General features: G+C 73.1%; 25 protein-coding genes. 11 read left to right on the plus strand and 14 right to left on the minus strand.

The window, feature by feature from the left end; all coding sequences use genetic code 11:
- The first annotated feature begins 4 nt into the window (after window positions 1-4).
- The 3 genes from ACZ4SF_RS28630 to ACZ4SF_RS28640 all read left to right on the plus strand — a co-directional run bounded on the left by ACZ4SF_RS28630 (window position 5) and on the right by ACZ4SF_RS28640 (window position 2,342).
- Window positions 5-598, plus strand: coding sequence for a PadR family transcriptional regulator (locus tag ACZ4SF_RS28630; RefSeq protein WP_468389628.1), 594 nt, complete (start codon window positions 5-7; stop codon window positions 596-598).
- Window positions 599-881: 283 nt separating this feature from the next.
- The gene (locus tag ACZ4SF_RS28635; protein WP_468389631.1) at window positions 882-1,343 is read left to right on the plus strand and encodes a hypothetical protein; all 462 of its coding nucleotides are present in this window, start codon (window positions 882-884) and stop codon (window positions 1,341-1,343) included.
- Between the two features lie 153 nt (window positions 1,344-1,496).
- A complete protein-coding gene (locus tag ACZ4SF_RS28640) occupies window positions 1,497-2,342 on the plus strand; it encodes a class I SAM-dependent methyltransferase (RefSeq protein ID WP_468389634.1) in 846 nt (281 codons plus the stop codon).
- Here the strand turns inward: ACZ4SF_RS28640 and ACZ4SF_RS28645 are convergent.
- The 6 genes from ACZ4SF_RS28645 to ACZ4SF_RS28670 all read right to left on the minus strand — a co-directional run bounded on the left by ACZ4SF_RS28645 (window position 2,320) and on the right by ACZ4SF_RS28670 (window position 8,111).
- On the minus strand, window positions 2,320-3,063 hold the full coding sequence (locus tag ACZ4SF_RS28645) for a GntR family transcriptional regulator (protein WP_468389637.1): 744 nt from the start codon (window positions 3,061-3,063) through the stop codon (window positions 2,320-2,322). The genes ACZ4SF_RS28640 and ACZ4SF_RS28645 overlap by 23 nt on opposite strands.
- A gap of 152 nt (window positions 3,064-3,215) precedes the next feature.
- Window positions 3,216-4,406, minus strand: a complete 1,191-nt coding sequence (locus tag ACZ4SF_RS28650; protein ID WP_468389640.1) for a serine hydrolase domain-containing protein — start codon at window positions 4,404-4,406, stop codon at window positions 3,216-3,218.
- Between the two features lie 142 nt (window positions 4,407-4,548).
- Window positions 4,549-5,517 (minus strand): acetylxylan esterase, encoded by a 969-nt coding sequence (locus ACZ4SF_RS28655; protein ID WP_468389643.1) that lies wholly within the window; start codon window positions 5,515-5,517, stop codon window positions 4,549-4,551.
- 204 nt (window positions 5,518-5,721) lie between these two features.
- Entirely contained in the window at window positions 5,722-6,306 is a 585-nt protein-coding gene (locus ACZ4SF_RS28660) for an Rv1733c family protein (RefSeq protein ID WP_468389646.1), read from the minus strand.
- Window positions 6,307-6,757: 451 nt separating this feature from the next.
- Window positions 6,758-7,513: a ferredoxin reductase gene (locus tag ACZ4SF_RS28665; RefSeq protein ID WP_468389649.1), complete on the minus strand. Its 756-nt coding sequence runs from the start codon at window positions 7,511-7,513 to the stop codon at window positions 6,758-6,760.
- Window positions 7,506-8,111: a sulfite oxidase-like oxidoreductase gene (locus tag ACZ4SF_RS28670; protein WP_468389652.1), complete on the minus strand. Its 606-nt coding sequence runs from the start codon at window positions 8,109-8,111 to the stop codon at window positions 7,506-7,508. Before ACZ4SF_RS28670 ends, ACZ4SF_RS28665 begins: the two co-directional genes overlap by 8 nt.
- A 213-nt stretch (window positions 8,112-8,324) precedes the next feature.
- On the opposite strand from ACZ4SF_RS28670, the gene ACZ4SF_RS28675 reads away from it, so the two are divergent.
- Window positions 8,325-9,086: a GNAT family N-acetyltransferase gene (locus tag ACZ4SF_RS28675; RefSeq protein ID WP_468389655.1), complete on the plus strand. Its 762-nt coding sequence runs from the start codon at window positions 8,325-8,327 to the stop codon at window positions 9,084-9,086.
- A 12-nt stretch (window positions 9,087-9,098) separates the two neighbouring features.
- Here ACZ4SF_RS28675 and ACZ4SF_RS28680 read toward each other — a convergent pair whose 3' ends face one another.
- The gene (locus ACZ4SF_RS28680) at window positions 9,099-9,494 is read right to left on the minus strand and encodes a MarR family winged helix-turn-helix transcriptional regulator (protein ID WP_468390111.1); all 396 of its coding nucleotides are present in this window, start codon (window positions 9,492-9,494) and stop codon (window positions 9,099-9,101) included.
- A 125-nt stretch (window positions 9,495-9,619) separates the two neighbouring features.
- Here ACZ4SF_RS28680 and ACZ4SF_RS28685 point away from each other — a divergent pair, with 125 nt between their 5' ends.
- Window positions 9,620-10,720, plus strand: coding sequence for a hypothetical protein (locus ACZ4SF_RS28685; protein ID WP_468389658.1), 1,101 nt, complete (start codon window positions 9,620-9,622; stop codon window positions 10,718-10,720).
- Between the two features lie 106 nt (window positions 10,721-10,826).
- Here ACZ4SF_RS28685 and ACZ4SF_RS28690 read toward each other — a convergent pair whose 3' ends face one another.
- Window positions 10,827-11,414, minus strand: coding sequence for a YceI family protein (locus ACZ4SF_RS28690; RefSeq protein ID WP_468389661.1), 588 nt, complete (start codon window positions 11,412-11,414; stop codon window positions 10,827-10,829).
- A gap of 154 nt (window positions 11,415-11,568) precedes the next feature.
- Between ACZ4SF_RS28690 and ACZ4SF_RS28695 the strand changes: the two genes are divergently transcribed.
- Window positions 11,569-12,486, plus strand: coding sequence for an RNA polymerase sigma-70 factor (locus tag ACZ4SF_RS28695; RefSeq protein WP_468389664.1), 918 nt, complete (start codon window positions 11,569-11,571; stop codon window positions 12,484-12,486).
- 30 nt (window positions 12,487-12,516) lie between these two features.
- On the opposite strand, the gene ACZ4SF_RS28700 is transcribed toward ACZ4SF_RS28695, so the two are convergent.
- Window positions 12,517-14,595, minus strand: a complete 2,079-nt coding sequence (locus ACZ4SF_RS28700; RefSeq protein ID WP_468389665.1) for a SpoIIE family protein phosphatase — start codon at window positions 14,593-14,595, stop codon at window positions 12,517-12,519.
- A gap of 473 nt (window positions 14,596-15,068) precedes the next feature.
- On the opposite strand from ACZ4SF_RS28700, the gene ACZ4SF_RS28705 reads away from it, so the two are divergent.
- The 4 genes from ACZ4SF_RS28705 to ACZ4SF_RS28720 all read left to right on the plus strand — a co-directional run bounded on the left by ACZ4SF_RS28705 (window position 15,069) and on the right by ACZ4SF_RS28720 (window position 19,344).
- The gene (locus tag ACZ4SF_RS28705; RefSeq protein ID WP_468389668.1) at window positions 15,069-15,947 is read left to right on the plus strand and encodes a hypothetical protein; all 879 of its coding nucleotides are present in this window, start codon (window positions 15,069-15,071) and stop codon (window positions 15,945-15,947) included.
- A 95-nt stretch (window positions 15,948-16,042) separates the two neighbouring features.
- On the plus strand, window positions 16,043-16,414 hold the full coding sequence (locus ACZ4SF_RS28710) for a hypothetical protein (protein ID WP_468389670.1): 372 nt from the start codon (window positions 16,043-16,045) through the stop codon (window positions 16,412-16,414).
- 294 nt (window positions 16,415-16,708) lie between these two features.
- A complete protein-coding gene (locus ACZ4SF_RS28715; RefSeq protein ID WP_468389673.1) occupies window positions 16,709-18,724 on the plus strand; it encodes an NADPH-dependent 2,4-dienoyl-CoA reductase in 2,016 nt (671 codons plus the stop codon).
- Between the two features lie 68 nt (window positions 18,725-18,792).
- Window positions 18,793-19,344 (plus strand): PadR family transcriptional regulator, encoded by a 552-nt coding sequence (locus ACZ4SF_RS28720; RefSeq protein ID WP_468389674.1) that lies wholly within the window; start codon window positions 18,793-18,795, stop codon window positions 19,342-19,344.
- Window positions 19,345-19,363: 19 nt separating this feature from the next.
- On the opposite strand, the gene ACZ4SF_RS28725 is transcribed toward ACZ4SF_RS28720, so the two are convergent.
- Together ACZ4SF_RS28725 and ACZ4SF_RS28730 are read right to left on the minus strand one after the other, a co-directional pair.
- Entirely contained in the window at window positions 19,364-19,903 is a 540-nt protein-coding gene (locus tag ACZ4SF_RS28725; protein WP_468389677.1) for a hypothetical protein, read from the minus strand.
- A gap of 263 nt (window positions 19,904-20,166) precedes the next feature.
- Window positions 20,167-21,138, minus strand: coding sequence for a fibronectin type III domain-containing protein (locus tag ACZ4SF_RS28730; protein WP_468389680.1), 972 nt, complete (start codon window positions 21,136-21,138; stop codon window positions 20,167-20,169).
- 416 nt (window positions 21,139-21,554) lie between these two features.
- Here ACZ4SF_RS28730 and ACZ4SF_RS28735 point away from each other — a divergent pair, with 416 nt between their 5' ends.
- A complete protein-coding gene (locus tag ACZ4SF_RS28735) occupies window positions 21,555-22,256 on the plus strand; it encodes a glycoside hydrolase family 75 protein (protein ID WP_468389683.1) in 702 nt (233 codons plus the stop codon).
- 31 nt (window positions 22,257-22,287) lie between these two features.
- Here the strand turns inward: ACZ4SF_RS28735 and ACZ4SF_RS28740 are convergent, their stop codons facing one another.
- The 3 genes from ACZ4SF_RS28740 to dhaK form a co-directional block, all read right to left on the minus strand.
- Window positions 22,288-22,698, minus strand: a complete 411-nt coding sequence (locus tag ACZ4SF_RS28740) for a PTS-dependent dihydroxyacetone kinase phosphotransferase subunit DhaM (protein WP_468389686.1) — start codon at window positions 22,696-22,698, stop codon at window positions 22,288-22,290.
- Complete coding sequence (gene dhaL, locus ACZ4SF_RS28745) at window positions 22,691-23,299, minus strand: dihydroxyacetone kinase subunit DhaL (protein ID WP_468389689.1); 609 nt, start codon at window positions 23,297-23,299, stop codon at window positions 22,691-22,693. Before dhaL ends, ACZ4SF_RS28740 begins: the two co-directional genes overlap by 8 nt.
- A 66-nt stretch (window positions 23,300-23,365) precedes the next feature.
- Window positions 23,366-24,358, minus strand: a complete 993-nt coding sequence (dhaK, locus tag ACZ4SF_RS28750) for a dihydroxyacetone kinase subunit DhaK (protein WP_468389692.1) — start codon at window positions 24,356-24,358, stop codon at window positions 23,366-23,368.
- Window positions 24,359-24,554: the final 196 nt, after the last annotated feature.

Here is a 24,554-nt window from a genome sequence, read left to right on the forward strand (position 1 = left end):
CCACATGTCGCTCAGGTACGCCGTCCTCGCCGCTCTGCTGGAGGGTGAGGCCTCGGGCTACGAGTTGTCGAAGGCGTTCGACGCATCGCTCGCCAACTTCTGGCCCGCCACCCCGCAGCAGCTCTACCGCGAACTGGAGCGCCTCGCGCAGGACGGGCTGGTCCAGGCCCGTACGGTGGAGCAGGAACGACGGCCCAACAAGCGGATGTTCACGCTCACCGGAGCCGGCCGGGCCGAGCTGGGCGCGTTCGCAGCGGAGCCGCCCAGGCGGCCGACCGCCCTTCGCGACGAACTGCTCATCAAGATCCAGGCCATGGACGGCGGCGACCCGCACGTCACACGGGCGCTGACGGAGGAGCGGATGAGCTGGGCGCGCGGCAAGCTCGACCGCTATCTCCGGCTGCGTGACCGCCTGCTCGACGGGCGCACGGAGGACGAGTTCCTGGGCACCGCCGAGCGCATCGGGCCCTATCTGACCCTGATGGGCGGGATCGCCTTCGAGGAGGCGAACCTGCGCTGGTGCGAGCGGATCCTCGCGGTCCTGGAGCAACGGCGTGGCCTCGCGCGGTCCGATGCCGAGGCCACCTCGCAGCGGTGAGGACAGCCGCATCGCCTCCGCGGTCCGGTCGCGTCCGCCGATCGCTGGTCCGGTGCGTGCGCGCCGATCGAGGGTCCGGTCCGCGTCCCCGAGTGCGGGCCGCGTCCGCTGATCACTGGCTGGTTCGCGTCCGCCGATCGCTGGTCCGGTCCGTGCGCGCCGAGCGCCGGCCGGGTCCGTGCGCGTCGATCGCGGGTCCAGTCCGTGCCCGCCGATCGCTCGTCGGAGTGGTCGTACCGCTGGGAGGCGGCACTGACCGCTCGTCGTGCAGCACAGTGTGCGGGTGCCTCGCCGACTTCTTCCCCCGCTGGTGCTGGTCGCCGCGCTCATGAGCGTCGCCGGCTGCACCACCGTCACCTCCGGCCCCGTACCGGTCCCCGCCCCTGCGCCGCGCTCCTCCGCACCGGACACGGCGGTGACGGCGTCGGCCGCCGCGGCGCCGGACGCCGTGCCCTCCGGACACGCGGCGCTCGTGCGCACGGGCGCCGGGCACCCGAAGGAGCGCCCCCCGGTGGCCGCGCCGCGGCACAGCCCCGGGCCCGGACAGCGAGCGGCGCCCGCGGCACCTCCCCGGGGCGCCGCGCCCGCCGGCCCGCTGGCGCGCCACCCGCGCCCGCACCGTCGGCCGCACAGTCGCCGCCCGGCCCCGCGCACGCCCACCACCGGGATGAGGGACCTGTGCCGCGAGGCCGACGGAGTGGCGGCCCCGGACATCGTGCGGCTCTGCCACGACACCTTCGGCTGAGCGGCAGAGCGGGACGCCTCGGCGGCTCGCGGGGGACCCCGGCCGAGACCGTCGGGGCCGCAGCGCGCTGCCGGACGAGGCCGGTGCCCTGGTGCCGGGGCTGCCGCCGGCCGGGACCGCCGGGGCAGCCGCACGTGGTCGTAGGCTGACGCCATGTTCGGTCCCGAAGGTCCCACGCTCCGCGAACTGGCCGTGCAGGCGCTGTCGTCCGTCGAGCACGGATACGACCTGCTGGCCCAGAAGTTCGACCACACCCCCTTCCGGACACCCGACCACGTCCTGGAGTCGGTGGCGAAGGCGCTGGCTCCGCTCGGCCCGTTCGAGGACGGACTGGACCTCTGCTGCGGCACCGGCGCCGGGACGGAGGCCCTGACCGGACTGTGCCGGCGCAGCGTCACCGGGGTCGACTTCAGCGCCGGCATGCTCGGCGTCGCCCGGGAGCGGGTGCGACCGGCCGGGCCGTCCACGGTCGCCCAGGACGGTGTGCCGTCGGCCGGTGCCGCCGGGGCGGCCGACGGCGGTGTGCGGTCGGCCGGGGGGCCCGGGGTCGCCTGGGTGCGGGGGGACGCCCGGGCCCTGCCGTTCACGGCCGCCTTCGATCTCGTCGTGTCCTTCGGGGCGTTCGGGCACTTCCTGCCCCGGGAACTGCCGGGGCTCTTCGGCCAGGTCCACTCGGTGCTGCGGCCCGGGGGCCGGTTCGCGTTCCCGGTGTTCGCACCGCCCGGCCCGGCACACCCCGGCTACTGGACGCTGCTCGGCTTCGACACGGTGATGCGGGTGCGCAACGCGCTGTGGCGGCCACCGTTCGTCATGTACTACCGGACTTTCCGACTCGGCGCCGTACACGAGGAGTTGACGCGCGCCGGGTTCACGGTCGAACTGCGGGTCCTGCCCGAGTTCGGCCGGCGAGCCGACGGCAGCCCGCGCGCCCGGCTGGTGGTGGCGGCCCGCAGGGCCGGCGCGCGGGCGCCGGAGGTCAGCCCGCGGCAGGAAGGGTGAACTCGTAGACCAGGGCGTCCTGTTCGGAGTTCACCACCAGGTCGGTGACTTCCAGCGGACGCGCGTACTGATCGTGCACCCGCCGGGTCACCCGCACCGATGAGGCGTCGCCGACCTGGGTGATGGCGTCCCGGTGGTGCAGAGCGAGCCCGGCCTTGCGCATCCAGTCGTAGGCCCGCCGCAGTTGTGCGGGCGTGGCGCCGTCGGCCCGCTCACGGTAGCGGGCCAGCTCTGCCACCTCGGCCAGAGCCACCGCCGAGAACGACGTCACCGCCGTCCGCAGGGACCGGCCGTCGGCCGTGACCGACTGGTAGCGGTGCACCAGCGTCGGCCGGTGCGGGGCCAGACCCAGCGCCCGGGCGTGGTCCGGCGGCGGCGCCTCCCAGGTCACCGTGGCCCGGTCGACCGCACACAGGTCCGCCGGCCGCGCGCCCACCGGGAAGGTGAGCGACTCCGGCGTCTCGACCGGCCGGCCGGGCAGCGTGGCGTGGCTGCCCCGCCGGTCGGTGGCGACCAGACCACCGCGGCGCAGCACCTCCAGGGCCTGCCGGACGGTCTCCCGGCTGACCCCGAAGTGTGCGGCCAGGTGCCGCTCGCCCGGGAGCCGTTCCCCGGGAGGTATGGTGCCGTCGCGCAGTTCGTCGAGCAGCAGCGCGGCGATCCGCCCGTACAGGGGCCGGTCGTCGCTGGGCGAGGGATCGTGCGGGGTGGTGCGGGCCATGCCGCGCCCTCCTGTCGGTGACAAGACGTAGTCGTGCGGGTTCGGTGTGCGACCACAATTAGCATTGGTCTAAACCACGAGGGAAGAGCGGCCTGACGGTTCGGCCGAAACCCACCCGCACGATCTGGGTCACCGGGCGGCGCCGCACCGGGTCACAGGGCGCGGTACAGGGCGTCGACCAGGGCCGTTTTCCGTGGATCATTGGCGATGTGCGGCCCCATCCGGTTCATCGCATAGCCCAGCGACACGCCCGCGTCCGGGTCGGCCAGGCCACAGGAACCGCCGAATCCGTCATGGCCGAAAGCCCGCGGATTCGGACCGTACGACCTCTGGGGCCCGCTCAGCCACAGACCGAGCCCGACCTCGGTCTCACCGTCGAACCCCGCACCGAGCACCAGGTCGCGGCAGCTTCCCTGCCCCTCGCGCACCCGCTCCGCCGCCTCCGGTGACAGGATCCGCCGGCCGCCGTGGCTGCCACGGCCGGCGAAGACGCCGTACAGCGCCGCGATCGCCCGTGCGGTGCCGTGACCGTTGGCCGCGGGGATCTCCGCCGCCCGCCAGCGAGGGCTGTTCGCCTCCGTCGCCCCGACCAGGGGGTTGGCCAGGGCGGCCAGCGCGGCCGGCGACAACTGGCCGCGGACGGCGGCCTGTTCGCTCGTCGCCGCAGCCGGCGGATGGACCAGTTCGGCCGCCCGGCCGGACTCCCGCTCCGGCAGGCCGATGGTGAAGTCGATCCCGAGCGGCCCGGTCACCTCGCGCTCCAGGAAGGCCCCGGGCAGCAGTCCCGAGATCCGGCGCACGACTTCACCGACCAGGAATCCGTACGTCAGCGCGTGGTAGCCGGACCGCGTGCCCGGCTCCCACCACGGCGCCGTGGCCGCGAGCCGCGCGGTGGTCGACTCCCAGTCGTACAACTCCTCCAGGGAGTGCGGCTCGCGCAGCCCGCAGAGCCCGGCCCGGTGCGACAGCAGGTGCCGTACGAGCACCCGGTCCTTGCCCGCGGCGGCGAATTCCGGCCAGTACGCGGCCACCGGTGCGTCGAAGTCGAGTTGTCCCCGGTCGGCGAGGACGTGCGCGCACAGCGCCACCGGGCCCTTGGTGGTGGACCACACGTTCACCACCGTGTCCGGCTCCCAAGGCCGGGTGCGGGCCGCGTCCGCCCAGCCGCCCCACAGGTCCACCACCGTCTCCCCGCGGACGGTGACCGCCACCGCCGCACCCAGTTCACCCCGCGTGCGGAAGTTCTCCTCGAACGCCTCCCGGACCGCGGCGAACCGGGGATCGCAGTGTCCGTGGACCTTCGGCTGGGTCTGCGGTGTCGGCTGTGTCTCCTGCGCGGACATGCGGCCTCCGTCGTCGCCGGGCAACCCGGGCCGCGGTGCTGCGGCCCGGGCGCCCCTGAACGTACCGACTGGTCGGACCGGAGGGAAGGGCGGCTCCGGCCGCCGATGGGGCTCAGGGCGATGGGGTTCAGGGCGATGGGGCTCAGGCGTACGACCGCAGCCAGCGCACCCTCTCGGCCTCGTGGAAGGGGCCACCGCCCTCGTGGTCGTTGAACTCGTACACCTCGATGGCCTTGTCCTCGTGGGCCCACGCGTTGAACGCCGCGAACACGGTCGACGGCGGGCACGTCTGGTCCTCCAGAGCCGCCGCGAACAGGGCGGGGGCCCGGCCACGGGCCGCGAAGTGCACCCCGTCGAAGTAGGACAGCGTGCGCAGCACGTCCGCCGCGCGGCCGCGGTGTGTCTTGAGGAACAGGGCGATCTCCCGGTACGGATGACGGTCCGTCAGCGTCGTCGCGCGCGGGAAGTCGCACAGGAACGGCACGTCCGGGGCGACCGCAGCCAGGTCCGGGACCAGTCCGCCGACGGCGAGCGCGATGCCGCCGCCCTGGCTGGAACCGATCGCCACGGTCCGCGCCGGGTCGGTCGTGGGGTGGGAGCGGGCGGCCTCGACGGCGCGTACGGCATCGGTGAACACCCGGCGGTAGTAGTAGTTCTCGGGTGCGTCGATGCCCCGCGTCATGAACCCCGGGTACGCGGGCGCGGCGCCCACCGGGTCCGCCGTGCCGCCCCCGCCGCCCCACGCGCTGCCCTGTCCGCGGGTGTCCATCAGGAGGTGCGCCCGGCCCGTCGACGCCCAGAGCAGGCTCTCGTGCGGCAGACCGCGCCCGCCGCCGTAGCCCAGGAACTCCACGACCAGCGGCAGCGGTCCGGCCGCCCCGGCCGGCAGCCGCAGCCAGGCCTTGACCGGGTGACCACCGAATCCGGCGAACGTCACGTCGTACACCTCGACCGTGGACAGCCCGCTCTCCACCGGCTCGAAGCGGGCGTCCAATTCGTGCTCGCGGGCCTGCTGCAGGGTCGTGCCCCAGAAGGCGTCGAAATCCTCGGGTGCGGTCGACTCACTGAGGTATGCGCGGAGTTCGTCCAGGGGCAGGTCGAACAGGGCCATCAGCAACCGCCTTTGCCGGAGGGAGACTGTCGGGTGCCGAACCGAGGTGCCGGGTCTCACCGTACGAGGGCGGTCGGATGGCTCGCCAGAGTCACGCGGAGCGGGGGGGCTTTCCGGCTGGTTCAGGGCGACGGTGTTCGCTGGTCGCCCTCCGAGTGGTCGGGTCACTTCCCGGTCAGGCCCGAGGTTCGGGTCGCTTCCCGGTCACGTTCGTGGCTGGCTCCACCGCGGTCCCGTCCGGGCCCACTCCCGCTCCCACTCGGCGAGCCGGTGGCGCAATGCGATCCGGCGCTCGACGACATGGCCGAGGAACACGACGGTCGCCGTGCCGGCCGCCGCGCAGACCCCGATGGTGACCGCGTGCTGCCAGACCGCCGCATCGTCCGGCGGCGGGACGACGCTGCGCCCCCGGGAGTCGAACCACACCGTGACCGGTTCACCGGCCCGCGCCCCGGCCGGCACCCGGGTCCACGCGGTGCGGGGGCCCTTGCCCGGCTCGGTCCAGCGGACCTGGGCGCGATAGGGGTGGGCGCGGTCGCCCTGGACGGTGGCCGGCCGCTCGGACGGTTCACCGATCACCACGGCGTGCACCTGGTGGCGCTCGGCCCGCTGCGCCACCGCGAGCGCCCGGGCACTGTGGTGGGCATGCAGACCCGCGGCGATCCCGACCAGCGGTGCGACCACGAACAGCAGGACGGCGACCACGAGCACCGTCCATGCCTCCACCAGATCCGACCGGCGCCGCAGAGGGTTGCGCCGCCAGCGCCAGCCACGCATCCGGGTACGCATGTCCACCTCCTCGCCACCGCCGGAGCCGGAGAGCCGGAGGAGCCGGTGTGCCCGGACCGCCGCCCCCGCCGCTCACGCACGCGCGTCACGCACGCGAGCGTCCACACCCGTCTCGTACCCCGTACGGCGCACCTCGCGCATGCCGTGAACCGCGAGTTCCAGCCCTCGTGGCGTACGCACGAGCCACGCGCCCCACGATCGCGCGCCCTGCCCCGTCGCGCGACCTGGCCGGTGACGTGAAGCGTACGAAGCCGCTGAGGGCACGGCGCGAGGCGCTGAGCCGGAGCCTTCGCGAGGCTCGGCCGGACCGGTCACGGTGCTCGGCCGGACCGCTCGCGATGCTCGGCCGGACCGGTCGAGGTGTTCGGCCGGAGCCGTCCAGGCGCTCAGCCGGACGTTGGAAGGGCTCGGCGCAGGCGCGTGGAGTGCTCAGCGAAGGCGCTCGAGGTGTTCAGCCGAAGCGCTCGATACGGATGCGGTCCACCGGCTGGCCCGCGGCCACCAGCAGCCGGGAGGCGTGCTCGGCGAACCCGTTGGAGCCGCACACATAGGCCTCCCATCCAGTGGCGGGCTGCTCGGCCAGGAGCGGGGCCACGTGTGCGGCCGCCATACGTCCCACCGGCGCCCCGGGTGGGGCACTGCGCGTGAACACCGGCGTCGTCTCGGCGCCCAGCTCGGATGCGTAGATCAGGTCCTGCGGACTGCGCGCGGACACCAGCATGCGCAGCGGGACGGTGAGGCCGGCGGCCCGGTGGTGCCGGATCATGGACATCAGCGGTACGACCCCGGAGCCGGCCCCGAGCAGCAGTGCGGGCCGGTCGCCCGCCCAGGCGAAGAAGCCGCTCAGCGGGCCGCGCACCTCGATGGTGTCACCGGGCCTGGCCACGGTGTGGAACCAGCCGGAGACCTCGCCGTCCGGCACGCGGTCCAGGGTCAGCTCGATGTGCCCGGAGTCGTCGGGCGCCGACGCGATGGAGTAGTGGCGCTGTGCCACATAGCCGTCCTCGGCGGTCAGCCGCAGCATCAGATGCTGGCCGGGCAGATGCCCCGCCCACTCCGGCACGGCCAGACGGAAGGTGGCCGCGTGCGGCGTCTCGCGCCGGATCTCCGTCAGTGTGGCGGTCTGCCACGCGGCTGCGGACCGGCTGTTCACGGCGATGCGCCCGGGCACCGCGAACCGTGGCAGGGAAGTCGTCGTCTCAGTCACCGGAGTACCGCTGCTCCTCCCACGGGTTGCCGCGCGCGTGGTAGCCGTTGCGTTCCCAGAAGCCCGGCTCGTCGTGGTCGAGCAGCGTGATGCCCGCGATCCACTTGGCGCTCTTCCAGAAGTAGAGATGGGGCACCAGCAGTCGTGCCGGGCCGCCGTGCTCGGGCGTCAGCGGCTGCCCGTCGTACTCCCAGGCGATCCAGGCCCGTCCGCCGGTGAGGTCGGCGAGGGGCAGGTTCGCGGTGTAGCCGGTGTGGGAGGTGGCGATCGCGTGGGTGGCGGACTCATGGGGCCGCACCACATCGAGGAAGGCGTCCAGTGAGACGCCGCCGAACCGCACGCCGAACTTCGACCAGCCGGTCACACAGTGGATGTCACCGTCGTACGCCGAGGCCGGCAGCGCGTGTGCGCTGTCCCAGTCCCAGGTGTGCGGGCGCTCGACCAGGCCGTCGATGCGGAAGGTCCAGTCGGCGGGCCGGAGGTCCGGGGTGACCTCGGCGGACAGGACGGGCCAGTCGTCGCGCGCGTCGTACTGCCCGGGCGGCAGTCCCGGGTTGTGGACGCGCGGGCGGCCCGTGAAGCCTCGCGTGACGTTCATCCGTCAACCGTACGCTGTCGCTCCGGGTGCTCCGTCCCTGGTGGCTGCCCGCCCCGTTGCGGCCGTGTGAACACTGCGCGGGCCGGGAATACCCGCCCGCCGCCGGTCCTTGGCGCTCAGTGCCGGCTGCGGTGCGCCGGCGGCAGGGCGAGGAAAGCGAGGATCGAGGATGCACCAGGCGTACGCCCCCGTGACCATGACCGAGGTGACCGCATGAGCGTGGTGAGCAGCCAGGGCGGCCCCGGACCGACCGCCGCCGGCGTCCCGCACGTCCTGGACAACCCGGCCCGGTCCTCCTTGACCGGGCCGCACGCCCACTTCGCCGAGCGGCGCGGCCGGGTGCTGCGCTACCCGGTCGATGTGTCGCCGTGGCTGGCCCTGCCCGCGGAGCCGGAGGCGCAGGACTGGGCGGACCTCGCCGAACTGGCCGGACCGGGAGCCGAGATCCCGCTGCCCGGCTTCCGCGGGGAGCTTCCGGACGGCTGGGAGATCACCTTTCGGATGGAGGGCGTGCAGCTGGTGGACGACGGGCTCGCCGCCGCACCGGACGCGGAGGCGGTCCGGCTCGGCCCGACGGACGTCCCCGAGATGCTGGACCTCGTGGCGCGCACCCGGCCGGGGCCGTTCCTGCAGCGCACCGTCGAACTCGGCACCTACCTCGGCATCCGGCGCGACGGTGCGCTCGTCGCCATGGCGGGGGAGCGGCTGCACCCGCCCGGCTGGACCGAGATCAGCGCGGTCTGCACCGACCCCGGCTTCCGCGGCGAGGGCCTGGCCACCCGGCTGATCCTCGCGGTCGCGCACGGCATCCGGGAGCGTGGCGAGACGCCGTTCCTGCACACCGGTGCGCAGAACACGGGTGCCATCCGGCTGTACGAGTCCCTCGGCTTCCGGCTGCGCCGCAGGACGGCGTTCCTCGAGGTCCGGGCGCCGGAGCGGCTGGCGGACGGCCGCGCGGCGGTGCCGGTGCCGTAGCCCGGGCGGACCTCACTCCGAGGTGCCGTCCGCCCCGGCGTTGTACCGCTCCAGGTAGGCCGCGAACCGCACCAGATCCTCCTCGGGCCAGTCCGTGAGCCGCTCCTGGAACGCGGCCCGGCGGCTGCGCGTGACCTGGGCGAGGATCTCCTGGCCGGCCTCCGTCAGATGCAGCACCTGGACCCGGTGGTCCTCCGGGTCCAGCCGCCGCTCGATCAGCCCGGCCCGCTCCAGCGCGGCCACCTGGCGGCTCACCGTGGACTTGTCCAGGGCGTAGTGCGCCGCCAGGTCCGTCGCCCGGCAGCCGCCGCTCTCCTCCAGATGGCCGAGCAGGGTGTACGACACGAGCGACAGTTCGGGGTGCATCCGGCCCGCCGAGGCTCGGGCCCGGCGGGCGAAGATGGTCATCTCGCGCTGGATCGTCTCGACGGCCGACTCCGCTGCGCTCACGGGAATACCTCCTCCGGCGTTCTAGTTGTATAGTACAACTTGAAGTGAAAGTTGTATAAGCCAACCTTTGGAGGTCGCCCGCGATGAGGTCACCGGCACTGCGCCATGTGCTCACGCACCTGATCACCCCGCTGCTGATGTGCCTGGGCATGGGGCTCGCGTACATGGGTGCCTTCGTCACCCCGGAGCCGCACCACCTGCCGGTCGCCGTCGTCGGCAGCGCCCCGGAGGCCAAGGTCTTCGCGCAGACGGTCAAGGACACCGCGGGGGAGAAGCTCGACGTCCGCACGGTCGCCACCCGCGGCGACGCCATCCACCTGCTCAAGTCCCGGGACGTGACCGGCGCCTATGTGCCGAGCACCAAGGCGCCCGAGCTGCTGGTGGCAAGCGCCGCTTCCGACATGGGCGCCACGGCCGTCGAGAAGGTCTTCACGCCGGTCGCCGCCGAGCAGGGCGCCCCCCTGAAGGTGATCGATGTGGCCCGGCCCGTCGCCGACGACCCCACCGGCCAGGGCCTGTTCTTCCTGCTGATCGCGATGAGCATCGGCTCGTACGCCTCGGTCGCCGCGCTCGGCGCCGCGGGGGCGACCCTCGCGATGCGGGTCCGGGCGCTGCTCGCGCTCGGTGTATCCGCCGTGGTGAGCGGCATCGGCGCGCTGCTCGCCGGACCGGTGTTCCACCTCGCCCACCACGACCTCGCCGGCGTGTGGGGCATGGCCTGGCTGTACTCGGCGGGCATCGTCTTCATCGGTGTCGGCCTGCACACCTTCCTGAAGCGGTGGACCACACTGACCATGATGGTGCTGTTCGTGATGTTGAACTTCACGAGTTCCGGCGGTTTGTTCCGGCCCGAGCTGCAGAACGGGCTCTTCGGCACCCTGCACGCCTTCTGGAACGGCGCCGGCTTCGTCGAAAGCGTCCGCAGCCTGCTGTACTTCGCCGACGACGGCCTCACGCGCAACGTCTGGACACTGGCGCTCTGGCTCCTGGCCGGTCTCGTGCTCACCGCCTTCGCCGCCCTGTACGAGCGCACCCGCCGGACCCGGCGGGAGGCCGTCCGCCCCGAGGCCGGGACCGGCGCCGCACCCGCCGTCACGGCGGAGACCGAGCGGGCCGAGCGGGCGGCGGAACGGGAGGCGGAGCGGGCGGCCGAGGAGGAGGTCGAGGAGACGGTCGGCGTCTGAGCCGGTGCCCTCCGGGGTCCTCGGCCGCCGGGCGGCGCCCAGACCGTTCCGCCGGGTGCGTGCAGGGCGGCGCCAAGACAGTTTCGCCCGGGGCCTGCGGCGCCGCTCAGACGGTTTCGCCCGGTCCCTGCAGGGCTGCCTCCACCTCCAGGACGATCTGGACCCTCTCCCCGAGCAGCACACCGCCGCCGGGGAGGGGGCCGTTGTATCGGAGGCCGAAGTCCGTCCGGTCGATCTCGCCGGTGGCGGTGAAGCCGGCGCGGGCGCCCGTGGCCGGGGCGGGGGCGAAGGGATCGACGCCGAAGCCGTTGACCTCCAGTTTCAGCGGGACCGGCAGGGTGACCCCCTTGAGGGTCAGCTCGCCGTCCATCGTGAAGCCGTCACCGTCGGCCCTGATGCCGGTGGAGCGGTAGGTCATCGTGGGGTACGTGCCGACCTCGAAGAAGTCGGCACCGCGCAGGTTCTCGTCGCGCTGTTTGCTGCCGGTGTCGACCGAGGCCATGTCGATGGTCGCGGTCACCTCGGACTTCAGCGGATCGAGGGCGGTGACGATCCGGCCGTCGAACCTGGTGAAGCGGCCCTTAGCCCTGCTGATCATCAGATGCCGGACCACGAAGCCGACATGGGAGTGGACCGGGTCGATCGCCCAGGTGCCCGCGGTGTAGCCGGGGATCTCGGTGAGGTCGGTGGACATGGTGACTCCCTCTCATTTCTTCCGCGTGCTGGTCGACCATGAGATGCCGGCGGGACACAAGGCCTGACACCGACGCGTTGTGTCGCGCATCACAGGCTTGGCGCGTCAGGGAACGGCGGGGTCCGGCGTCGTATGTGCGGCACATTCACATGCGATGAATCAGGAGCCGAGCATGAGCGAGGACGGCCACCGTCCCGACCCCGCCACCGAGGCGTTCGTCACCCACCGCAACCTGCTCTTCACCGTCGCCTACGAGATGCTCGGGTCGGCCGCCGACGCCGAGGACGTCCTGCAGGAGACCTGGTTGCGCTGGTCCTGTGTCGATCTGGGCACGGTGCGGGACCAGCGTGCGTACCTGGTCCGCATCGCCACCCGGCAGGCGCTCGGCCGGCTGCGCGCGCTGGGGCGGCGCAAGGAGTCCTACGTCGGCCCGTGGCTGCCCGAGCCGCTGCTCACCGCGCCGGACGTGGCCGACGACGTCGAGCTGGCCGACAGCATCTCCATGGCGATGATGCTGGTCCTGGAGACGCTCGGGCCCGTGGAGCGGGCGGTGTTCGTGCTGCGTGACGTGTTCGACCTCGGGTACGACGAGATCGCCGAAGCCGTCGACAAGAGTCTGGCGGCGGTCCATCAGATCGCCCACCGGGCGCGGGCGCACGTCGCCGCGCGCCGCCCGCGCGGTGCCGTCTCGGCGACCGAGGCCCAGGCCGCACTCGGGGCCTTCCGGTCGGCTGTGCGGACGGGCGATCTGCAGAGCCTGCTCGACCTCCTCGCACCGGACGTCGTCGCGCTGAGCGACGGCGGCGGCGTCAGACAGGCCACGCCCTGGCCCACCGTGGGAGCCGAGGCGGTCACCCGCCTGCTGGCCGTCGCTGTGGCGGTGTGGGGCCCCGCGGCAACGCTGGATCCGGCCCGGATCAACGGCCATCCCGCGTTGATCGTACGGATCGACGGCGAGATCGACCTGGTCGTGGCGATGCGGATGGACGACGGTCTCATCACCGGCATCTACTGCGTGCGCAACCCCGAGAAGCTGACGCGGCTGGCACAGGAGACCGTGGTGAGCCGCTGAGGCCGGGCGCCGTGAGGCCGGGCACGCCGGCTACGGCAGTTCCTGTGCCCGGGCGATCAGCAGGGCCACGTCGTCGTGGTTGGCGGGGTGGTGCAGCGCGCGCAGGAGAAGGTCGCAGGCCTCTTCCAGGGGGCGGGCGGGGTCGCCGAGCAGGGACAGCAGGGAGGCCAGTCGCTCGTCCAGGGAGTGGCAGCGGGTCTCCACCAGCCCGTCGGTGTAGAACACCAGCTCGTCGCCGGGTTCGAAGTCGACGGTGACGGTGGAGAAGGCCACCCCGCCCACGCCCAGCGGCACGCCCGTGGGCAGGTCGAGCAGTTCCGGCGGGCGGCCGGGCCGTACCCGGGCCGGCGGCAGATGGCCCGCGTTGGCGACCCGGCACTGGCGGCGATGCGGGTCGTGGACGGCGTACACGCAGGTCGCGATGGAGTGGTCGAGGGCCGACGTCGTCTTGTCCAGGTGCTCCAGCAGTACCGCCGGGTCGAGGTCGAGCGCGGCCAGCGTGGTGGTCGCGGTGCGCAGCCGGCCCATGGTGGCGGCCGCGCTGATGCCGCTGCCCATCACGTCGCCCACGACGAGCGCGGTCTTGTCCCCCTCCAGCGGGATGACGTCGAACCAGTCGCCGCCGACCTCACTGGTGGCCCCGGCGGGCTGGTAGCGGGAGGCCACCTCCAGGCCGGTGGTGACCGGCGGATGGCTGGGCAGCAGGCTGCGCTGCAGCGTGAGGGCGGTGTTGCGGGCGTTCTGGTACCAGCGCGCGTTGTCGATCTGCACGGCCGCGCGGGCGGCCAGTTCCCGCGCGAGCAGCACGTCGTCCTCGTCGAACGGGACCGGGTTGCGGGTGCGTTTGAGGTCGAGCGCGCCCAGCACCTCGCCGCGCGCGATCAGCGGCACCGCGAGGTACGAGTGCAGCCCGGCCCGGCCCAGCAGAACGGCCGTCTCGGGGGAGCGGGCGATGCGCGGCAGGTCCTCGTCCTTCACCTGCGGTACCAGTACCGCCTCCCCCGTGCGGACGCACTCGGTGACCAGCCGGTCGGGCGCGTACCGGGCGATCTGGCCGGGCGGGTCGGCGGCCCGTACCGCGTCCGAGTCGTCCGCCGGGCGTACCGCGAGGGCACGGATCACCGCGGCCTCCGAGGGACCGAGCGTGCTGGGCCTGCCCCCGACCACCGCGTCCAGCAGGTCCACGGCGGCGACGTCGGCCAGTTCCGGTACGGCGACGTCGGCCAGCTCGCAGGCGGTCCGCTCCAGTTCGAGCGTCGTACCGATCCGGGCGGAGGCATCGGCGATGACCGCCAGCCGGCGCCGTGCCGCCTCCGCCTCCAGGGAGGCCCGGTGCTGCTCGGTGATGTCGACCATCGAGACGGCCACCCCCAGCACGTTTCCCGTCGCGTCCTCGAGCCGGTACAGCGAGTGCGCCCAGGCGTGCTCCTCGTCCGGGTCGGCGGGGGTGCGGCCGACCAGCGTGCTGTCGATCACCGGCGCACCGGTCTCCAGCACCTGCCGGGCGCCGGTCTCCACGACAGTGGAGTCCAGGCCCGGCAGCACCTCGCGCAGTGTCCGTCCCACGTGGTCGGCGGCCGGCACCCCGTTGATCTTCTCCAGGGCCGGGTTGACGGAGACGAACCGCAGCTGGGTGTCCAGGACGGCGTAGCCGATCGGGGACTGCATCACCATCCGCTCGGACAGCGCCACGTCCTGCTCCAGCCGCCGCACGGTCGACTGGTCGACGGCCAGCCCGAGCGCGTACACGTCCCCGCGGTCGTCCAGGAGCCGCATGTTGCGGAACTCCACCAGACGGGTGCTGCCGTCCTTGTGCTGGACCGGAAAGCCCCCTGCCCAGCTCTGCCCGGTGCGCATCACGTCGGCGAAGAGCTTGCTGACCAGTTCGAGGTGCCTCTCGTGCACCATCAGCCGGGCGGCGAACTGACCGAGGGCCTCCTGCGCGGTGTACCCGAACAGTTCCTCGGCCTGAGGGCTCCACAGCACGATGCGGCCCTCGGTGTCCAGCACCACCGATGCCACGCCCAGCACGTCGAGCAGCCCGCCCGGGCGCACGGGGCCGCGCGCCGGCTCGCCGCTCTCCGCCGCCGGAGCCTCGGCTGCACTCATGCCACGCACCGCCTTCGCCCGTTCGCACGGCACGCCGTCCCCCGTGCCGACTCCCCTTGTTCTACCGCGCTCACACCCGACTCTCCGACGCCTTGGCCGTGTACCTCCACCATCTCTCAACACGTGGCGGACGTCCGCCGAGGTCGCCGTGCCGGCCGTGGCGCGGTGCGGGGCCTCCTGCCGACCGTACAGCGCGGTCCGGCCGGCCGTGAGAGTTCACGCCCATGTTGCTCCATTGGCCTGTACATGACCACGGGGCCACGCCAGACTGTCCGCCGACCGAGCGTTCCCGCCCACCCCGCACCGAGCGTTCCCCCCGCGCACCCGCACGCCCAGTTCCCGCCCACCCGCACGCCCAGTTCCCGCCCACCCGCACGCCCAGTTCCCGCCCACCCGCACGCCCAGTTCCCGCCCACCCGCACGCCCAGTTCCCGCCCACCCGCCCTGTGTCCCTCCGCTTCGAGGAGTCGGCCATGCCCCCGTCCGCCCGGCAACGTTGTCATGCAGTCCTCGCCGGACTCGTCACCCTCGCCACCGCCGCCGTCGTGTCCCTCGCCGCGCCCACGCCCGCCGCCGCGGCCGACACCTGGACCGAGACCGGCTCCGACCGCGCCGACCCGCTGACCGAGAGCCAGGGCCTGGCGTCGGTGGAGGTCCCGGTGAACAGCCCCAACCGGTACACCGGCATCGGCACCATCCCCATCGGCGTCTCCAGCCGCGGCTGGAACCACGTCGGCGATCCCGACGCCTCGTACAACGGCTACTACATCGAGCCCTACCAGCGGGACTCCGGCAACTCGAAGATGTTCCGCGTGCAGGCGCCCGGAGGCGCCTGGTCGGAGTACGTCCACACGCTGAGCCCGGGCGAGGCGCTGAACAACTCCTGGGCCGCGATCTCGCCCGACGGCCAGTGGATGCTGTCCGGCGAGTGGGGCACCATGACCCGCCTGCTGGTCTTCCCGACCCCGGGCGTCAACGCGTCCACCTCCCCCTCGGCGAACCTCCCGCAGGCCTCCACCGTCCGCCTGGACCACGCCGTCCGTGACGTCCAGGGCTGCGACTTCTCCGGTCCGGCCACCCTGCTGTGCTCCTCGGACGACCCCGAAGGCAGCCTCTTCGGCATCACCAAGCCGCTGCTCCGGATCGACCTGTCGGCCGCCCCCGGCTCGGCGGACGTCTCCGGCCGTGTCACGGCCCTGCGCCAGTTGCCGATGCGCAGTTCCTGCTCGGGCGGCTTCGAGACGGAAGGCATCGACTACGACCGCCGCAGCGGCATCCTGCGCGTGATCATGATCTCGCCCGGATTCTGTGTGCTGACGGACAGCAAGACGTACAAGTTCTCGCGCAGCTGAGGTGTGCGCGGCGGCCGGTGGTGTTTTCCTGAGGATGGACGCGGTTCGGCGGGGTACCCCGTTCCACCGCAGCGCGGCCACGAAAGGAGCGATCAATGGCACACACGGAGCGGTCGCATCCCGAAACCGTCACGGTGGAGATCAGCGGTTCCAAGGAGGACGCCCGCCTCGTCTTCGACGCACTGAGGTCCTGCTTCGCCTCCGACCGCGGCGCGGACGAGGACCCGCAGCAGCTTCACGAGACCCGCCCCATGGTGTGGCTCGGCACGTACGACGTCGCGGACGCGCGCGGAGGAGGCTGCCCGCCGGTTCACCTCGGCGGGTCCGTCCAGGCGGACATCCAGGGCGGCTACTGGGCCGTGAACCGGTTCCGCAGCACCCTGGACTCCATCTTCGCCGTGCAGGAGACGTGCACGGCCTCCGGCGATCAGGAGCGGGACCTGCACCTGCTCCTGGAGAGTCGCTGAACGACCGGACGACGCCCCCGGCCGGCTCGCCGCCGGCCGGGGGCGTACTGCGTCGGTCCGTGGCCGAAGGACCAGTCGGGGGAGCCGTTCTCGGTCCGTGGCCGAAGGGCCAGTCGGGGGGAGCCGTTCTCGTTCAGGGTGACGCTTTCGGGCGAGGGGCCGGTCGGACCTGTGTGTACATACGAGTAGGTACAGAGTGGCTGGTGTCACTCTCCGGCGGTTGTGCAACTAGTTGCATAAAGCCTCGGGCTTCCTCTACAACAGGGGGTGACGACACCCCGCACGGAGGCCTCGATGAGCCGTTACCCGCACCTGATGAGCCCGCTCGACCTGGGCTTCACCACCCTGCCCAACCGCGTGCTCATGGGCTCCATGCACGTCGGCCTGGAGGAGGCCGACCGCGGCTTCGAGCGGATGGCGGCGTTCTACGCGGCCCGCGCGCGCGGGGGAGTGGGTCTCATCGTCACCGGCGGCATCGCACCCAACGAGGAGGGGCGGCCGTACGAGGGCGGGGCCAAGCTCACCACCGAGGCGGAGGCCGAGCAGCACCGCGAGATCACCGGTGCCGTGCACCGCGAGGGTGGCCGGATCGCCATGCAGATCCTGCACTTCGGCCGGTACGCCTACCACGAGGACCTGGTCGCGCCGAGCCCGCTGCAGGCGCCGATCAGCCCCTTCGTGCCGAACGAGCTGACCGACGCCGACGTCGAGCGCACCATCGACGACTACGCCCGCGCCGCCCGCCTCGCCCGGCAGGCCGGCTACGACGGCGTGGAGATCATGGGCTCCGAGGGCTACCTGATCAACGAGTTCATCGCCGCCCAGACCAACCGGCGCACCGACCGCTGGGGCGGTTCCTACGAGAACCGCATGCGGTTCCCCGTCGAGATCGTCAAGCGGGTGCGCGAGGCCGTCGGCGAGGACTTCATCATCATCTACCGGCTCTCCATGCTGGACCTCGTCCCCGGCGGCTCGACCCTGGACGAGGTGATCACCCTCGCCAGGGCGGTCGAGGCCGCCGGTGCCACGATCATCAACACCGGCATCGGCTGGCACGAGGCCCGTATCCCCACCATCGCGACCTCCGTGCCGCGCGGCGCCTACACGTGGGTCACGAAGAAGCTCATGGGCGCGGTCTCGGTGCCCCTGGTGACCACCAACCGCATCAACACCCCTGAACTCGCGGAGGAGTTGCTGGCCGACGGCTGCGCCGACATGGTCTCCATGGCCCGCCCGATGCTCGCCGACCCCGACTTCGTCGCCAAGGCCGCCGCCGGCACCCCGGAGGCCATCAACACCTGCATCGGCTGCAATCAGGCCTGCCTCGACCACACCTTCAGTGGTCGGATCACCTCCTGCCTGGTCAACCCGCGCGCCTGCCACGAGACGGAGCTGGTGCTCTCGCCGACCCGGCGGAAGAAGAGCGTCGCCGTCGTCGGCGCCGGTCCGGCCGGCCTCGCCTGCGCGGTCTCGGCGGCCGAACGCGGCCACAGCGTCACCCTGTTCGACGCGGCGAGCGAGATCGGCGGCCAGCTCAACGTCGCCCGCAAGGTCCCCGGCAAGCAGGAGTTCGACGAGACGCTGCGCTACTTCCGCCACCAGCTCGACGCCCACGGCGTCGACGTACGCCTCGGCACCTGGGTCGGTGCCGGCGACCTGGAGGGCTACGACGAGGTCGTCGTCGCCACCGGAGTAACCCCGCGCACCCCCGACATCCCCGGCGTCGACCACCCCCGTGTCCTCGGCTACCTGGACGTCCTGCGCGACGGCGCCCCCGTCGGCGACCGCGTCGCCGTCCTCGGCGCCGGCGGCATCGGCTTCGACGTCGCCGAATTCCTCACCGACGGCGGCGACAAGGCGAGCGAGGACCCGCAGACGTACTTCAGGAACTGGGGCGTCGACATGGACTACCAGGCGCCGGGCGGCCTCGCCGCGCCGCAGCGGCCCGCTCCGCCGCGCCAGGTGCACCTGCTCCAGCGCAAGACCACCAAGGTCGGTGCGGGACTCGGCAAGACCACCGGCTGGATCCACCGCACCGAGCTGAAGCACCGGGGCGTGACCATGGTGCCGGGCGTGCGCTACGACCGGATCGACGACGCCGGCCTGCACATCACCGTCGGCGAGGAGAGCACGGTCCTGGAGGTCGACACGGTGGTGCTCTGCACCGGCCAGGAGCCGCGCCGCGACCTGTACGAGGAGCTGGTCGCCGCCGGGCGCAGCGCGCACCTGATCGGCGGCGCGGACGTCGCGGCCGAGCTGGACGCCAAGCGGGCCATCAAGCAGGGCACGGAGCTGGCGGCGGCGCTGTAGCCGCTGCCGCCGCCGGTGCCCGGTCCGGAGCCGGAGTCCCCGGACCGGCCCGTCCCTAGGATGAGTCCATGTCCCTGCCGCACGCGATCCTCACCGCCCTGCTGGAAAAGCCGTCGTCGGGGCTGGAGCTGACCCGCCGGTTCGACAAGTCGATCGGCTACTTCTGGTCCGCGACGCACCAGCAGATCTATCGCGAGCTGGGGAAACTGGAGGCCGAGGGCTTCATCCGGACGCTGCCCACGGAGCAGCCGGCCCGCGGGCAGAAGAAGAGCTACGAGGTGATGCCCGCCGGCCGCGCCGAGCTGGCCCGCTGGACCGCCGCCGCGCAGGATCCCAAGCCGCAGCGGGACGTGCTGCTGCTGCGGCTGCGCGCGGCGGCCGTGGTCGGCACGGCCGGCCTGGAGGCCGATCTGCGCCGCCATCTGGAGCTGCACCGGCGGCAGCTGGCGGAGTACCGGGAGATCGAGAAGCGCGACTTCCCGCCGGACCGGGACGGCCCGCAGGACCGGCTGCGCCACCTGGTGCTGCGGGCCGGCATCGACCTGGAGACCTTCTGGACCCGGTGGCTCACCCAGGCCCTGGCCGAGTTCGCCGAACCGCCCGCGGACGGGCAGGGCTGACGGCGGGCCGGGGCGCGCCTCAGAGCCGGTACGGCTTCGAACGGCGGCGCAGCACCCAGCCGGTGGCGACGACCCCGGCACCGACCAGTGCGGCACCGATGCCGAGGGTCAGCGGACCGTAGTCGCGGGCGGCGCCGCCGAGGCCGCCCATCACGCCCCGGGAGGGCGCTGCCTTGGACGTGGCCGAGATCGTCGGCTTCGCGGACGAGGAGACGATCACCGACTGGCTGCCCGCGGTGCTGCCGCTGGAGCAGACCACCACCACGGTGTACGTCCCCGGACTCACCGACGACCAGGCCGCGGACTGGCTGACGGACGTGCCGGACAGGGCCACCTGCCTGCCCTGGGCGAAGCTCGCCTGGCTGCTGGTCAGCAGGGCCGCGGTGCCCCAGCTGCCGTTGATCTGGGTGCACGCGCTGGTGACCACGGAGACCGTGGAGCCGGTGGTGCTGACCGAGATGCCCGAGGCCGCGGCGGACGGCACGGCGAGCGCGGCCGGGAGAGCGGCGGCGGCCGCCAGGGTCAGGCCGGAGCGGAACAGAAGTCGTGAGGTGTGCATGGGCTGGCCTCCGGCTGCACGGTCGGCGGTACGTCCCATGCGCCGCCGAGGGTCGGGAAACGGCCGTGCTGCCTCTACCGCAGCCAACGCGGTCCGGGGCGCGCCCGCACCCGGAGGGCGCCCGGTCAGGTGACGGATTACTCCGTCCGGCGCACGACGGCACACCGCCCCGGCGCACGACGGCACACCGTCCCGGTGCGCGCGTCAGCCTCCTGTGCCGACCGTCCGCTCCGCCGGCCGGTCGCCCCGGACCGGTGTGCGCGTCAGCCTCCTGTGCCGACCGTCCGCTCCGCCGACCAGCCGCCCCAGGTGCCGTCCGGCAGCCGGGCCCGCAGCCGTACCCGGTGCTCCTCGCCGGCGGTGGTGCCCAGATAGAAGCTGTGGTGTGCCCGGCCGCTCGGGGGTGTGCCGCCCCAGACGAGCGAGGAGGCCGCGGTGCCGTCCAACTGGATCCGGTACTCGGTGATCACGCCGTCCGCGCGGGGCGGATCCCAGGCGAGGTCGATGTAGTAGGCCCCGCCGGAGCGGTGCGTGCCGGCAGTGAAGCCGGTGGGTGCGGTGTCCCGCCCGTCGTCGCTGCCCGGGGTGGTGAGGCGGACCGGGGTGCCGACGGGGGAGAGGTTGTCGGCGGCGTCCCGGGCCCGGACCGTGAAGACGTATCGGCTGCCGGGGCGCAGACCCGTGACCACGGTGGCGGTCTGGCTCCCGCCTACGCTGTGGATCTTCACACCGCCCTGGCAGACGTCGTACGACAGCACACCCCGGTCGTCCCGCGAGGCGCCCCAGGACAGCTGGACCGCGCGGCTGCCCACGGCTCGCCCGGTGGTCTTCGGCGGCCGGGTCGGCGCCGAGCGGTCCGCCGCCACCGCGGCCGGCGTCCGCGCCCGCACCGCCCGGCCCGGCGGGCCCAGCCGGCCCGCGGAGTCCCGGGCCCGCACAGTGAAGGCATACATGGTGGACGGCCTGAGCCTGGTGACGTCCACCATGTGCTGCGAGCCCGGTACATCAGCGACCTTCGTGGTGCCGCGATATACCTCGTAGGAGCGGACCGCGGAGCCGGCAGGCGCCGCGTTCCACATGACGTGCACGCTCGTGGCGCTGCCCGCGGCGGCGGTGATCCCGGCCGGAGCGCCCGGTGCGCGGCCTTCTGCGTCGTCGGTCCGGTTCCAGCCGCAGGACACGACGAGCAGCAGTGCCCCGCAGACCGGTACGAGCGGAAGGGGGACGCGTCGCACGGCTCTGCCTCCCCGGGGACGGCATCGGCAATCACGATAAAGGTCCGGACCAATATGACCCGCCCGGTGCGATCGCGGCAAGGGGGCGTGTTGGCGACCCCTCCCGGACATTACGTATGCTGATCCTCTCAACGGCTGAACTGCCTGGCAGCAGTGGGAAGTTCACGCCTGTGGCGCGGACACGCTGTCGTCGCCCGCTTCGCGCCGGCGCGGGTGGCCGGAGGGGCCGGACCGACGCCGGCCCGGACCCTCCGGCCCCCGTCGTCCCCCTCTCCCGCCGCCCTGATTCCCCTTACGGGGTGTCAGGAGTGTGCTCCATCCGGCCCCTTCGGAGCGGCCTCGGCGGGCATGCGTCCGGATCCCACCGCACAGTGGGCTGAATGTCCGCAATGTCCCCTAAGAGAGGGTCCCTCGTCGTGCGTGTCCCGCACCTGACGCTGGCTGCCGCCGGCGTCGCCCTGCTCGCCCCGGCGGCCCTGCCCGTCCCGGCCACCGCCGTCCCGCCCCGGGAACACCCCGCCGCCCACAGCGAAGGCAAGGTCACCGCCGCCGAACTGCTGGCCCGGACCGGCGCGTGCGCCCAGGTCTCCAAGGGCCGGTACCGCACCGACTCGGGCACCCGCAAGAGCGTCCGCGTCTGCGGCACCCGCGGCGCCGTGTTCTGGAAGGCCGACCTCGACATCGACTGTGACGGCCGGGCCTCCACCCACTGCAACCGCGGCACCGACCCGCTGTTCGCCCCCACCACCGCCTTCCAGCAGCCCGACGGCCGTCACCTGAGCGCCGAGGGCCTGCCGTACATCGTGGTCCCGGCACCGAGCTTCCGCTGGGACTACCGCGACCACGGGGTGCGCGGCGGCTCGGTGGCCGCCGTCGTCCACGACGGGCGGGTGCAGTACGCGGTGGTCGGCGACACCGGCCCGCGCGACATCATCGGCGAGGCCTCCTACGCCACCGCACGGAACCTCGGTATCCGGCCCGACCCGCTCACCGGCGGCGCACCGTCCGGCGTGACCTACATCGTCTTCCGGGACTCTCACGTCAGACCCATCGAGAGTCATGCGGCCGCGGTGGCGGCGGGGGAGCGGCTGGCCCGGCAGTTCATCGCGAAGAAGTGACCGGCCGCTGCGCGGCCCCGCCGCGGGACCGTCACACCTTGCGGTAGCTGTACGCCTCCGCCGCCGCGGCCTCCACCGCGTCCAGGTCGCCACCGGCGGCGGAGGTGACCACCGCCGCCACCGCACCCTCGACGAACGGCGCGTCCACCAGGCGCGTTCCGTCCGGCAGTTCGTCGCCCTCGGCGAGCAGCGCCTTCACCGTGAGCACCGCGCTGCCCAGGTCGGTGAGCACCGCCACCCCGGCCCCGCGGTCCACCGCGCCCGCCGCGGCGGAGATCAGCTCGGCACTGGTGCCCAGCCCGCCCCCCTCGGTGCCGCCCGCGGGCGCCACCGGCACCGCCGTCGCCCCGCCCGCCAGGCCCTTCGCCAGCTCGGCGACCGAGGCGGCCACCTCCGCGCTGTGCGACACCAGCACGATCCCGACCAGCCGGTCCTCACTCACCGTCCGCCTCCGCCGTGTCGGCCAGCGCGGCGATCAGCAGCGCCGACGAGGTCGCCCCCGGGTCCTGGTGGCCGATGCTGCGCTCGCCCAGATAACTCGCCCGGCCCTTGCGTGCCTGCAGCGGCGTGGTGGCCTGCGCGCCCTCCTCCGCGGCGGTCCGTGCGGCGGCGAAACCGGTGCCGAGGACGTCCACGGCCGGCACCAGGGCGTCGATCATGGTCTTGTCGCCCGGTGCGGCACCACCCAGCGCCATCACCCCGTCCACGCCCGCGCGCAGCGCCTCGGCGAGCTGCTCCGCGCCCACCTCGGCGGCATCGCCGAGCGCCTTGCCGGTCCGGCGCAGCAGAGTGCCGTACAGCGGTCCGGAGGCACCGCCGACCGTCGAGATCAGCTGCCGTCCGGCCAGGATCAGGACGGCACCCGGCGTCTGCGGCGCCTCCTTGTCCAGGGCGGCCGTCACGGCCCTGAAGCCGCGTTGCAGATTGCTGCCGTGGTCGGCGTCGCCGATGGCCGAGTCGAGGGCGGTGAGCCGGTCCGCCTCGCGGTCGACGGATGCGGCGGCCGCCGTCATCCAGCGGCGGAAGAAGTCGGCGTCGAGCACGGGATCTCCTTGCGTGGTAGGGCTGTTGACCGGTGCGGCCGGCACGTGGGCGCCTGGTCCGCCGTATCACATTCCCCAGCGCAGCGCCGGGGTCCGTACCGGCGCGTCCCACAACCGCAGCAGCTCCTCGTCCGCCTGGCACAGCGTCACCGAGGCGCCCGCCATGTCCAGGGAGGTGACGTAGTTGCCGACGAGGGTGCGGGCCACGACCACTCCGCGTTCGCGCAGCACCCGCTGCACCTCGGCGTTGAAGCCGAACAGCTCCAGCAGCGGCGTCGCGCCCATGCCGTTCACCAGCACGAGCACGGGGTCGCGCGGAGGCATGTCCTCCACGATCGCGTTCACCGCGAAGTCGGCGATCTCGCCGGAAGTCATCATCGGCCGCCGTTCCCGGCCCGGCTCGCCGTGGATGCCGATGCCCAACTCCAGCTCCCCGTCGGGCAGATCGAAGGTGGGGCTGCCCTTCGCCGGGGTCGTACAGGCACTCAGGGCCACGCCGAAGCTGCGCGAGTTCTCGTTGACCTGGCGGCCGACGGCCTCCACCCGCTCCAGCGGCTGCCCCTCGGCCGCCGCCGCACCCGCGATCTTCTCCACGAACAGCGTCGCGCCGGTGCCGCGCCGCCCGGCCGTGTAGAGGCTGTCGGTGACGGCCACGTCGTCGTTGACGAGCACCTTGGCGACCTGGATGCCCTCGTCCTCGGCCAGTTCGGCCGCCATGTCGAAGTTGAGGACGTCGCCGGTGTAGTTCTTCACGATGAAGAGCACTCCGGCGCCGCTGTCCACGGCGGCCGCGGCGCGTGCCATCTGATCCGGTACCGGCGAGGTGAACACCTCCCCGGGGCAGGCGGCGGACAGCATGCCCGGGCCGACGAACCCGCCGTGCAGCGGCTCGTGCCCGGACCCGCCGCCCGACACCAGCGCGACCTGTCCGGCCACCGGAGCGTCCCGGCGGACGATCACCCGGTTCTCCACGTCCACGTTCAGATCGGGATACGCGGCCGCCATACCGCGCAGCGCGTCCGCCACGACGGTCTCGGGCACGTTGATCAGCATCCTCATCGGTATCTCCTCGTGAGCCTTGCGGGTGGGCGTGAGACCTGTGTCTCCGAGTCGGGCCGAGTTCGCTGATGGAGCTAATGGCAGTATCTGCCCTGCACCGAGGGGAGGTCACGCGCAGACGCCCGCCGTCACGGTGGGCGACCCCGGGAACACCCACCGCTCCGCGGTCCCCGGCGGCCCCGCACGACCGGGCCGC

The sequence above is a fragment of the Streptomyces sp. NPDC027663 genome, assembly GCF_055566415.1.